Origin of the sequence: Paenibacillus pinisoli (assembly GCF_003605435.1) — a bacterium.
Classification (GTDB): domain Bacteria; phylum Bacillota; class Bacilli; order Paenibacillales; family Paenibacillaceae; genus Pristimantibacillus; species Pristimantibacillus pinisoli.
On the sequence record NZ_QXQB01000001.1, the window covers coordinates 599,178 to 611,038 of the forward strand.

12 protein-coding genes are annotated in these 11,861 nt (G+C 54.5%); 1 reads left to right on the forward strand and 11 read right to left on the reverse strand.

The window, feature by feature from the left end; translation table 11 throughout:
• Positions 1 to 62: 62 nt before the first annotated feature.
• Genes recG through D3P09_RS02985 form a run of 4 tightly spaced genes read right to left on the reverse strand, consistent with a single transcriptional unit; the run spans position 63 to position 5,169 of the window.
• Positions 63 to 2,114, reverse strand: a complete 2,052-nt coding sequence (gene recG / locus D3P09_RS02970; protein WP_120108467.1) for an ATP-dependent DNA helicase RecG — start codon at positions 2,112 to 2,114, stop codon at positions 63 to 65.
• 10 nt (positions 2,115 to 2,124) lie between these two features.
• The gene (locus D3P09_RS02975) at positions 2,125 to 2,979 is read right to left on the reverse strand and encodes a DegV family protein (RefSeq protein ID WP_120107067.1); all 855 of its coding nucleotides are present in this window, start codon (positions 2,977 to 2,979) and stop codon (positions 2,125 to 2,127) included.
• Between the two features lie 33 nt (positions 2,980 to 3,012).
• The gene (locus D3P09_RS02980; RefSeq protein ID WP_120108468.1) at positions 3,013 to 4,752 is read right to left on the reverse strand and encodes a DAK2 domain-containing protein; all 1,740 of its coding nucleotides are present in this window, start codon (positions 4,750 to 4,752) and stop codon (positions 3,013 to 3,015) included.
• 57 nt (positions 4,753 to 4,809) lie between these two features.
• Positions 4,810 to 5,169 (reverse strand): Asp23/Gls24 family envelope stress response protein, encoded by a 360-nt coding sequence (locus D3P09_RS02985; protein WP_120107069.1) that lies wholly within the window; start codon positions 5,167 to 5,169, stop codon positions 4,810 to 4,812.
• A gap of 336 nt (positions 5,170 to 5,505) precedes the next feature.
• On the opposite strand from D3P09_RS02985, the gene rpmB reads away from it, so the two are divergent.
• Positions 5,506 to 5,694 (forward strand): 50S ribosomal protein L28, encoded by a 189-nt coding sequence (gene rpmB / locus D3P09_RS02990; RefSeq protein ID WP_068683988.1) that lies wholly within the window; start codon positions 5,506 to 5,508, stop codon positions 5,692 to 5,694.
• 94 nt (positions 5,695 to 5,788) lie between these two features.
• Here rpmB and spoVM read toward each other — a convergent pair whose 3' ends face one another.
• The 7 genes from spoVM to rlmN form a co-directional block, all read right to left on the reverse strand.
• Positions 5,789 to 5,869, reverse strand: a complete 81-nt coding sequence (spoVM, locus tag D3P09_RS02995; RefSeq protein WP_010345573.1) for a stage V sporulation protein SpoVM — start codon at positions 5,867 to 5,869, stop codon at positions 5,789 to 5,791.
• Between the two features lie 129 nt (positions 5,870 to 5,998).
• Complete coding sequence (locus D3P09_RS03000; RefSeq protein WP_120107071.1) at positions 5,999 to 6,268, reverse strand: hypothetical protein; 270 nt, start codon at positions 6,266 to 6,268, stop codon at positions 5,999 to 6,001.
• Positions 6,265 to 6,924 carry a ribulose-phosphate 3-epimerase gene (rpe, locus tag D3P09_RS03005; RefSeq protein ID WP_120107073.1) on the reverse strand — a complete coding sequence of 220 codons (660 nt, stop codon included), beginning with the start codon at positions 6,922 to 6,924 and terminating at the stop codon, positions 6,265 to 6,267. The genes D3P09_RS03000 and rpe overlap by 4 nt, the downstream gene beginning before the upstream one ends.
• Positions 6,925 to 6,929: 5 nt before the next feature.
• Complete coding sequence (rsgA, locus tag D3P09_RS03010) at positions 6,930 to 7,874, reverse strand: ribosome small subunit-dependent GTPase A (protein ID WP_120107075.1); 945 nt, start codon at positions 7,872 to 7,874, stop codon at positions 6,930 to 6,932.
• Positions 7,849 to 9,945 (reverse strand): Stk1 family PASTA domain-containing Ser/Thr kinase, encoded by a 2,097-nt coding sequence (gene pknB / locus D3P09_RS03015; protein WP_120107077.1) that lies wholly within the window; start codon positions 9,943 to 9,945, stop codon positions 7,849 to 7,851. The genes rsgA and pknB overlap by 26 nt, the downstream gene beginning before the upstream one ends.
• A complete protein-coding gene (locus D3P09_RS03020; RefSeq protein WP_120107079.1) occupies positions 9,942 to 10,712 on the reverse strand; it encodes a Stp1/IreP family PP2C-type Ser/Thr phosphatase in 771 nt (256 codons plus the stop codon). The genes pknB and D3P09_RS03020 overlap by 4 nt, the downstream gene beginning before the upstream one ends.
• Before the next feature lie 7 nt (positions 10,713 to 10,719).
• A complete protein-coding gene (rlmN, locus tag D3P09_RS03025) occupies positions 10,720 to 11,766 on the reverse strand; it encodes a dual-specificity RNA methyltransferase RlmN (protein WP_120107081.1) in 1,047 nt (348 codons plus the stop codon).
• Positions 11,767 to 11,861: the final 95 nt, after the last annotated feature.

Sequence of the window (11,861 nt, forward strand, 5' to 3'; positions counted from 1 at the left end):
CCGCATTCCATCTCCATAGTTCCACATGAACTAACTATATGCCGGAAGAGGGCAATAATTGCCTAGTCTAGCTGCTCGCCTTGAAATAATTGATCATGCTTCAGAATGCTCCATAGGCGCGAGAAGGACTCATTCTTCCAGAAGTCCTCCCGCTCCGTCAGTCTGCCCGCATCTTCGCGCGCAGTCTCAAGCACCTCGTAGTCCGCGACCATATCCGCTACCTTGAACTCCGGCAAGCCGCTCTGCTTCGTGCCGAAGAAGTCGCCCGGCCCGCGCAGCTCCAGATCGCGCCTTGCAACCTCGAAGCCATCGGTGGTCTCCGTCATTACCTTCATCCGCTCGCGCCCGTTCTCCGACTTCGGATCCGCGACCAGCACGCAATACGACTGATGCTCGCCCCGCCCGACCCGTCCGCGCAGCTGATGAAGCTGCGATAGCCCGAAGCGCTCCGCGTCCATAATGATCATCAATGTCGCATTCGGCACATCGACGCCGACCTCTACGACTGTCGTCGCAACCAGAACATGCGACTCGTTCGCGCCGAATTCGGACATGACCTCATCCTTCTCCGCAGCCGTCATCCGGCCATGGAGCAGCCCGATCTTCAGATCGGGAAAGGCTTGCTGAAGCTGGACATACTGGTCGATCGCATTCTGCACATCCAGCTTGTCCGATTCCTCAATAAGCGGACAGATCACATACACCTGCCTGCCGGAGGATACCTCCTTGCGAATGAATCCGAGCACACGGTCCATGGAACCGTGCTTCACCCAATACGTCTTGATTGGCTTGCGCCCGCGCGGCATCTCCTTCAGCGTCGACACATCCATATCGCCGTAAGCGGTAATCGCGAGCGTCCGCGGTATCGGCGTCGCCGTCATCGTCAGCACATCGGGATTCATCCCTTTATGCCGCAGAATGCTGCGCTGATTCACGCCGAAGCGATGCTGCTCGTCGGTGACAACAAGTCCAAGGCTCCGGAAAAACACGCCTTCCTGAATAAGCGCATGCGTACCCACCACAACATCGATGAGTCCCATCTGCAAGCTCGCCAGCAAGTCTCTGCGCTTCCGCTCCGTCATGCTTCCTGTCAGCAAGCCAACTTCTACTCCGAGGCCTTCATACATGCGCTGAAGCGACTTCGCATGCTGCTCGGCCAATATCTCCGTCGGCACCATAAGCGCGCCCTGATGGCCCGCCTTTACCGCGCCATACAGCGCAATGGCAGCCACGACCGTCTTGCCTGAGCCGACATCCCCTTGCAGCAGCCGATTCATGCTGTAGCCGCGGCGCATATCCGTCAGAATTTCATTCACAACCTTCTTCTGCGCATCCGTCAGCTCGAATGGCAGCGTCGCTGCGAAGGATCGGATCGTCTCGCTCTCAATACGGAAGGCAATTCCGTCATTCCGCACTCGATTCAGCGACCGGTACGCCTGCAGCTTAAGCTGGAAGAGAAACAACTCCTCGTATACCATCCGTCTGCGGGCTTCCTGTCCCTTGCGGAAGTCGCCCGGCATATGCAGCAATTGGAACGCTTCCGCACGCGTCATGAGCCGGTGCTCCTCAACAAGCTCATATGGAAGCACTTCCTCCACCATTGGCCCGTACTGCTCCAGTGCTGTCGCAATCGTCTTGCGAATCCAAGCTTGCGTAATATTGCCCCCGATCGAATAAACAGGCTGCAGCGAGCCGGACTTCGAGTTTTTGGCGCTGTCGGGGAATTCGGAGTCCGATACCGTCATTTGCAGCCGGTGCTGCTCCCACTTGCCGGTCAGCATAATTTCACGGCCCGGCGTCAGCTGCTCCTTCAAGAAGTGGCGATTGAACCATACTGCGGTGACCAGCATGCCGCTCACCTCAATCTTGCAGGTGAGACGAGATTTGCTTCTGCCGTAACGCTGCAGAATGCCGTTGCCGCGAATAATGCCCAGCACCGTAGCCTTTTCCCCGTTTTTCACTTCAGATAATTCACGAACCCGGTAATCCTCATATCGAAATGGGAAGTACCCCAGCAAATCGGCAATTGTGCGAACGCCAAAGGCGTGAAGCTCCCCTTCTTTCAGAGCGCTCACGCCTTTGACTTGTCGAACTGAAATTTGATCCAGCTTCATCATGCCTTATTCACACCCTGTAGACGAATACGGCAGATGTGCCTGGACCCGTATGTACGCCAATAACCGAGCCGACCGTCGTATAGCCGACTTGCTTCACATTGATTGCTTCCTTCACCCGATTGCCGAGCTCGTCCGCCGTTTCTTTATTATCCGTCTTCGCCAGAATGATGCCGACCGGCTCATCGCCGAATTTCTCCTTCAGCATCTCGGCAATGCGCCCCATTGCTTTCTTGCTGCCGCGCACTTTGTCCACGGAATAGACGCCGCCGTTCTCGTCGAGCGAGAGAATCGGCTTGATATTGAGGATCGAGCCGATCAGCGCAGAAGCTCTGCCGATCCGGCCTCCTTTATGTAGAAATTCAAGGCTGTCTACGAGGAAATAGATTTGCAGATCCTTCTGAATCCGCTCAATCTCCTCCAGAATCCGTTCCTTGCTCTCGCCGGCTTGCGCCATCTCGGCTGCCTTCACGACCTGCAAGCCGATCCCGTACGATGCGGACTTGGAATCGATGACGGTCACGTCAGCCTTCCGCTCCAGCATCGATTCCGCGATGACCGCCGATTGATAAGTGCCGCTCAAGATCGAAGCCAGATGAATCGAGATAATCGGCGAATCCGGGTCCTCGTCAAGCAGACGCTCGTACAGCTCTGAGAATTCGGCCGGCGAAGGCTGAGAGGTCGTCGGAAGTACCGGCGACGCCTTCAGCTTCTCGTAGAACTCGTCAGCTTGAATGGTGATGGAGTCTGTATACGTGTCTTCCCCGAACAGCACCTTCAGCGGAACCATGGAAATGCCAAGCCGCTCGCGCACCTCTGCCGGTATATCCGACGTGCTGTCTGCCACTATGCGTACTTTACCCATCTAATCCCCTCCCAAACGTTGATGATAGGTCGTTTATTCTACAGCGAACAGATAAGGATAGAGCGGCTGTCCGCCATGCTGAACCTCAATTTCAAGATCCGGATATTGCTCTTCTGCCCATTGGCATATAGCGGAGGTCAGCTCGTCTGTCGACTCGTCGCCTGTCAATACCGTCAACAGATCGCCGCCGTCTTCCAGCATGCTGCCCAGCAAGCCTTGGCAAGATGCCAGCAGATCCGCATGGGATACGACAATCGCCTTCTCCTTGATGCCGATATAATCGCCTTCGCGGATGGTCACGCCATCGATAGACGTATCGCGTACAGCCTTCGTGACTTGACCCGAGACGACGCCTTCCGCAGCGCTCTTCATCCATGCGCCGTTGCGCTCCGGCGTCTCGTCTTCCTTGAACGCCAGCACAGCCGCAAGACCTTGCGGGATGGTACGCGTAGGAATAACCGTAATATTGCGGTCGCTGAGCTCGGCCGCTTGCTCGGCAGCGAGAATAATATTGCCGTTGTTCGGCAGAAGGAAGATATGCTCGGCTGACAGCGCATCAATCGCCATCAAGAAGTCTTCCGTGCTCGGATTCATCGTCTGTCCGCCTGAGAGCACCGTATCCACATCACTGCCCAGGAACAGGTCTGCGATGCCGTCGCCCATGGCTACAGCGATTATGCCGTATGGCGCTTGCTCGAATACTTGGCCAGGCGATACTCCTGTCAGCGCTTGTCCGGCAAGCAGCTCGGCGGAGGACAGATCTGCACCGCCGCTAACTGAAGCTCCGGTATCATGCTCCACGATATCGCGATGCTGCTCGCGCATATTCAGAATGTGAATGTCCGTCAGCTCGCCATACGGCAGCGATGCGTTAAGCACATCGCCCGGCTTGCGGGAATGGACATGCACCTTGATAATGTCGTCATCCGTAATGACGAGAATGGAGTCGCCGTCTCTTTCCAATATCTTTTTGTAAGCGGATTCATCAAAAAACATCGCAGTGGAACCAGCACGTGTACGATTAATGAAAAATTCCATGTCATATAAAAACTCGATATCTTCCGTAGACAAGCGCGCTTGAGCAGAGCTCGGCTCGCCTCTGCGCTCCGCTTTCACCGCGGACGGAACAGCCACCTCTTCCGGCATCGCTGCTTCGGACGGCAATTGGAACAGCTCCTGATAGCCGCCGGATTCGCTCTCAGTCAGACTGCGGACGAAGCCTTCATAGATGAACACCAGTCCCTGGCCTCCGGAATCGACAACGCCAACCTGCTTCAGCACCGGCAGTTGATCCGGCGTGCGTTGCAGCGCTTCATGCGCCTTCCGATGGACTTCAACCATCAGATCGGTCACATCTGTTGCCCGTCTAGCATATTGAACGGCATGCTTGGCCGCTTCTCTTGCAACGGTCAGAATCGTCCCTTCAACAGGCTTGACTACAGCCTTGTACGCCATATCGACGCCATGCTGGAACGCTGCAGCTACCTCTACTGCCGACGCTTCGCTATGCGCCGAAAGCGATTTCGAAAAACCGCGGAATAACTGCGACAAAATAACGCCTGAGTTGCCCCGTGCGCCCATAAGCAGTCCCTTGGACAATGCTTCCGCCGCTTTGCCTACATGCTCGGACGGCTTGCTGCGAAGCTCCCTTATGCCGGAGCTCATCGTCAAATTCATGTTCGTGCCCGTGTCGCCGTCCGGCACCGGGAACACGTTAAGTGCATTTACGCGTTCCGCGTTGTGCTGCAGCAGCTCTGCTCCCAGCAACGCCATTGCGGCAAAATCCGATCCGTTAATTGAGCGCTTACCCAATGAAAATTCCCCTTCCTGCTACCTGGATACCCTTACGTCTTGTACAAATATATGGACTTCATCCACTTGCAAGCCAATAACGCTGTTGAGCACATAGGTAACTTTCGATTGAATGTTATGCGCTACTTCGGAAATCTTCGTTCCGTAGCTTACAATGATGTGGAGGTCAATATGCAGCTTATCATGCTCGCGCCGAACCTCTACGCCGCGGGACATGTTCTCCCGGCCCAGCAGCTCAGCAATGCCATCCTTCAAGCCTTTGCGTGAAGCCATGCCGACAAGTCCATAACAATCCATGGCTGCGGAGCCAGCCAGAACGGCGATGCAATGGTCGGTCACATGAATAGCGCCAATTTCCGTATTCAGTTGCAATGTCATGGCAATACACTCCCTTACTGTATATTATGGACTATGTACCATTGTACTATAAACATATCAGTTATTGAAGTCTGTTCGTGAAAAATGACGAACAATCCTTAGAATTGGGTTGAATAGGCGCTATGTTTATGATACGATATTCGAGTGTGTTCAATGAGACATGTGCAATGTGAAACGAACGTTGGAACCTTATTTTCTGAACTAACGCATACGTAGCGAAGTTTGCTTCACAAACTTTTAACCCATGCTTTCGTAGCGAAGTTTGCTTCACAACTTTTACAAGTGAATGCTTACGCAATGAAGTTCGCTTCACTAACTTTTGAAGGAGGTGTAGTCATGTCCCGCAAATGTTATCTGACTGGCAAGTCGCCGCGTCAAGGCAATAACGTATCCCACGCTAACAACAAAACACGTCGTTCTTGGGGCGTTAACGTGCAAAAGGTTCGCATCCTCGTTGATGGCAAGCCGAAGCGCGTATACGTGAGCGCTCGCGCTCTGAAATCCGGTAAAGTAACTCGCGTATAAGAATGGCTCGCGCCATAGACAAAAGCACCTGATTCTCAGGTGCTTTTATTTTTTCCTGCCACTCTGGCCTATTCCGCGGGCGTCGGCGTCGGGATCAATTTTTTTGGAACGTGTTCAAAATCGCCTTAACAAACCCGCCCAGAAATTTCGGCAGCTTGATCGTATAAAATTTCATGCCTTCATCCCTCCTCAGACACGCTCATGAAATGGTTCCGTGACACATCCTGCGCTCATGTAACCATCCTATGCGAAGGATCATTGTCCTATTCCATTGCAAGCGCTCTAAGTAAGGGATTGGGCAGACTTATTGAAATAATTCGGGATGCTGCTGCTGGAACATATAGACTACGATGCTGAAGATCGTAAGGAATGTAAAGACAAGCGCCAGCACGATATAAAGCACGCGCATGCCGACCGTCTCGAACCGGCGGAAATAACGAATGCCGATATATAGGGCAAGCAGCGAAAATAAAAATTTCACAAAGCCTTCAATTTGCGTGAACAGCGCCATGCAGATGCCGGTCAGCAGGGAGTAGAACATGACGACCAGACTGGTCTTGACGGTCTCGTTCATCCCTGTCCCCCTTGCCTCAGCGCTGCAATGGCAGCCGCCCGGTCCGCTTCTCCGAACACGGCGTTGCCGGCTACCAGCACATCGGCGCCTGCTTCAATAATGGCCCCGGCCGTCTGGCGGTTCACTCCGCCATCCACTTGAAGATGCACGCCCTGCAGGCCGCGCTCCTGAATCATTTCTCTCACTTGTCGAAGCTTCACAAGCGAATATGGAATAAACGATTGCCCGCCGAAGCCCGGATTCACCGTCATGATCAGAACAAGGTCCAGATCATGAATAATCGGCTCCAGCACAGCGACTGGTGTAGCCGGATTAATCGCGACGCCCGCTGGCAAGCCCTTCTCCTTGATCGCGTGCACCGTCCGGTGCAGATGGACGCATGCTTCGGCATGCACCGTGATCCGGTCAGCGCCTGCCGCGATATAGTCAGCCAGCGACAGCTCCGGGCGTTCAATCATCAGATGCACGTCGAAAGGCAGAGCTGTTGCCGAGCGGACAGCTCCGATAACAGGCGGGCCGAAGGTCAGATTGGGCACAAAATGTCCGTCCATTACATCGACGTGAATCCAGTCTGCGCCTGCCTTCTCCGCCGCCTGAATCTCCTCGCCAAGCCGCGAGAAATCCGCCGATAGTATAGAAGGTGCGATAATGGTCATAGTTGTCAGTACCTCCGTTTCATCTCTTTCATCTCTGACAGGAACAGCACGTAATGATCATACCGGCTTTGCTCGATCTCGCCCGCTTCCAATGCAGCAAGAACGGCGCAGCCCGGCTCATGAACATGCGTGCAGCCGCGGAACTTGCAGTCCGGCGACAGCTCTCGCATCTCTATGAAGCAGTAGCTGAGATCGTCCACTCCAAGCTCGCCGAAGTCCAATTGGCTGAAGCCTGGGGTATCCGCGACATAGCCGCCTGCAACGTTGATCAATTCCACATGCCTTGTCGTATGCTTGCCCCGGCCGAGCCTATTGCTGATTTCATTGGTCTCCAGCGACAAGCCGGGCACAAGCGCATTGAGCAGAGAGGACTTGCCGACGCCCGATTGGCCGGCGAATACGGCCAAGTGGCCCTTAAGCCTCTCCTTAAGCTCTTGAATGCCGGCTCCTTGGCGGGAGCTTGTCCCGTACACCTCATAGCCTAGCTTGCTGTAAATGCGGTTAACGGAAGAAGCGGCCAAAGCCGCCTCCTCCGTAAAGTCGCCTTCCGTCTCCAGATCCTGCTTGCTTAAGCAGAGAACGGCCGGAATGCCCGCATGCTCGATATGCACCAGAAACTTGTCCAGCAGCTGCAAGTTCAGAACAGGCTCCGTAACGGAGAATACGAGAATGGCCAGGTCGATATTCGCGACCGGCGGACGGATCAGCTCCGAGGAACGGGGAAGCAATTCCTCTACTGTTCCTTCCCCGTTCTCCGTCAAGCTGAAACGCACCTCGTCGCCTACTAGCGGCGTCAGGCCCCTCTTCTTGAACACGCCGCGCGCCCGGCACTGCACCGCCGGGGTATCGGGGGAATCCCCCTCCGCCCTGACGTAGTAATAGCCGCTAAGCGCCTTGACGATTCGTCCCGATGCCTGATCTGTCTTATTGCTCTCCTTCGCTTTCGCCATTGAATGAGTCTACCTCCGCATTTGCCGGTTCCTCTGGAGTGTTGGTCTCGACCGGAGGAGGTGTTGCGCCAGGGATATTCATGCCCGGCGCTCCTTCCAGCTGATTGTAATTAATATTGACGGTATCCACGAAATGTCCGTCGCGGTATACCGTAACTGTCGCTACCGTATCCGGCGACAGCACCAGGGTTACCGGAATCGTAACCGTCCCGTTAATGGAACGCGTCTCGCCCTTCACATCTCCCCGTGCGTCCGAATAATCGATCCGGATTTGGCTCGGCTTATCCAGGCTGGCTGGCGAGATCGTGACATTGTAGGAGCCCTGTTTGGCATCCGATGGAATGCCGGAGCTTACAGTTAACCTAATTTTGGTGCCCTTCGGTATCTTATCCATCGGATCGGCGTTGTTTACTTCAACAACATGGTCCTTGGCATGAACGTAACTCGGGACATAAGAAATATCACTTTCCTCCAGCACCAGCTCCATCGACTTTATCCATTGACGCGCTGCGGACAGCTTGTAGTCGACAAGATCGATCATTTCGACCGTCTCGCGGCCAATGCTGACCACGAATGATATTTCCGCCTTTTCCGGATCGAACTGCTCGCCGTTTGCCGGCGTTTGCTCCAGAATGGTGCCAGGCTCATCCTCGCTGTTCTCCTCTTTAATGCGGATACGGTCCTCCGTTACGCCAAGAGCATTCAATTCTTCCTTGGCTACTTTAATGGACTGGCCGACATAGTTGCGAATCGTCGACATCTCCGGACCGGCGCTGACCGTCAACGCAATCGAAGATCCAACCTTGACCTTCATATTTCTCTTGCTCTGTTCCATGACCTCGTCTAACGGCACATCCCGGCTAGGCTCCCTTGTTACAGGGTCTTCCACACGCAGCCCCGCTTCCTGGAGCTTGATTCTGGCATCATCCAACGTTTCGCCGACCACGAAAGGCACTTCGACTTCTTCCGTCTTGAATTTGTCAAGCACCCACATAAAACCGACAATGATCAGAGCCAGAATAGCCAAGGTAACACCGACCACGATAAGCGGCTTCTTCCAGCCGCCTTTCCCTTTGCGCTCTTCTTCCGCTTGCCAATTCACACCGGTGTCGGTAGCGCCTGGCCTCGGCTCCTTGCGGTCATTAAAGGATCCGGTGGCCGCAGTCAACTCGCCGCCGCGAATGGCCGGCATGACGCGCGTCTCCTCCATATCGCTGTAATGTGAGAAGGTAACTTTCGGCTCATTCAGGCGATCGGGACGCAAGCACGTATCCAGATCAAGCAGCATCTCGTGAGCGGAGTCGTAGCGCTCGTTCGGATTTTTGCGCATCGCCTTCAGGATGACGTTCTCCACGCTTTGCGGGATATGAGGATTGACTGTACGCGGATCCTCGAACGTCTCCTGCAGATGCTTCAGCGCGACGCTGATCGGGCTTTCGCCTAGGAACGGCAGCTTGCCCGTCAGCATCTGGTACAACACGATGCCAAGCGAATACAAGTCCGACTTCTCGCCTGTATTGATGCCTTTCGCATGCTCCGGCGAGAAATAGTGAACGGAGCCGACGACAGAGCCCGTCTGCGTGATCGTCGTCGATGTAACTGCGCGGGCGATGCCGAAGTCCGTTACCTTCACCCGTCCGTTGTTGCCGATAAGTATGTTATGAGGCTTAATATCGCGATGTATAATATGATTCTGATGCGCGTGATCCAGCGCGTCGCAGATTTGCACAGCGACCCGGACCGCTTCTTCAGCCTGAAGAGGCGCGCGCTCCTGAATAATTTCGTTCAGGTTGCTGCCCTCCACGTATTCCATCACAATGTAGTGCGTATCTTCCTCTTGCCCGACATCATAGATACTAACGACATTGGGATGGGACAGAGCTGCCGCAGACTGCGCTTCTCTGCGGAATCGGCGGATGAACTCCTCGTCATTCACAAATTGCTGGCGCAGCACCTTCACGGCGACATTGCGGTTAAGCAGAACGTCATGCGCCTTGTATACAAGCGCCATTCCGCCGCCGCCAATTCTGGATAAAATCTCGTAACGGCCGCCTAAATCATGTCCGATCATACTGAGCCCTCCTCCCGCTTAGCGCTGGAAGCTCCCTGCAGAAGCACAACCGTCACATTGTCGTCTCCCCCTGCTTCGAGCGCCAGCCCAATGAGATGATCCGCTTTGCCGCCCAGCTCAAGCTCCTCGCCAGCGACAACAGCTTGCATCTCTTGTTCGCTAACCATATTGGTCAACCCGTCGCTGCATAACAGCAGCACATCCTCCGGCGACCATGACAGCGATTGGACATCGATCTCGACTTGCGGATCGGTGCCGATCGCCCGGGTCAGCACATTGCGGCGCGGGTGATTGGCAGCTTCTTCATCCGTAAGCTGGCCGGATCTCAGCAGCTCATTGACGAGCGAATGATCCGTCGTCAGAAGCTGAATCGATTCCTTAGTCACCCTATAGGCCCTGCTGTCGCCTACATGCCCGATAATGGCGTTATGGTCATGCAGCATAGCAGCTACGATCGTCGTCCCCATATTGTGATACTGCTCATTGCTGGCCGCTTTGGCGTAGATCGACTCATTCGCCTCGCTGATTGCCTGGCGGATCAGCATCTTTCCTTCTTCTTCGGTCAAGCTAGGCTTCGCGGCATGCTGCTCCAGCACGCTGCGGAAGGCGTTCACCGCCATTTCGCTGGCGACATCGCCGGCCTGATGGCCGCCCATGCCGTCAGCTACAATAGCCAGCGTGACGCCGTTATCCAATTGGCCAACCCAAGACTGGTCTTCATTGACATGCCTGACTCGTCCGACATTACTGCGGTTTGCCGTTAACAATGGTTCATCACCTCGTCGTGGACTCCATGTGCTTCGCTCTTAATTGGCCGCAAGCGGCTGCGATATCATGGCCTTGCTCCCTGCGAATCGTCACGTTGATCTTGTTGCGCTCAAGCACACGCTGGAATTCAAAGATATCCTCGCGCGGTGTCCGAACGTAATTGCGCTCCGGCACGTGGTTGACCGGAATGAGATTGACATGGCACAGCATGTCTTTCAGCACATCCGCCAGCTCCTGCGCATGCTCAGCCTGGTCGTTGACCCCGCCGATAAGCGCGTATTCAAACGTAATTCTTCTGCCCGTCTTGGCGATATAGTAGCGGCAAGCCTCAATGACATCCTCGAACGGGAATCTCCGGTTGACCGGCATCAGCTTGGAACGAAGCTTGTCGTTCGGCGCATGAATCGAGATCGCCAGATTGATCTGCGTGTTCTCGTCGGCGAACTTGTACATGCTTGGCACAATACCGCTTGTCGATACGGTAATATGGCGCTGGCCGATATTCAGCCCTTTCTCGTGAATCATATTCCGGAGAAATGTCATGGTAGCTTCATAGTTCTCGAACGGTTCGCCAGAACCCATGATGACGATGCTGGATACCCGCTCGCCTGTCGCATCCAGCATCTGCTGAGCCGTAACGACTTGCGCCACGATCTCGCCAGCCGTCAGATTGCGTTTCAGTCCGCCCAGCGTGGAGGCGCAGAATGTACAGCCGATCCGGCAGCCGACCTGCGTCGTGACACAGATGCTGTTGCCATAGTTGTGGCGCATAATTACCGTCTCGATCGCATGGTTGTCATGCAGCCCGAACAGGAACTTGACGGTTCCGTCCCTGGATTCGAATTTTGTAATTTCCGTAAGCGTGACGAATTGGAACTGGTCGTCCAGCTTCTCGCGAAGCTCCTTCGGAAGATTCGTCATCTCCTCGAAGCTCTTCACCCGCTTGACGTAGAGCCAGTCGAACAGTTGCTCCCCGCGAAAAGCAGGCTCGCCGTTCTCTTTCATCCAGTCTCTAAGTCCATCTAGCGTATAATCATAAATAATCGGTTTCATCTCATCACACCTGTATTTTATTGTAGAACGGCCTCATCTATGACTATGCAAATTTCTACGGGCCGTTATCGATTTATTTTACCACAAACGCCCAA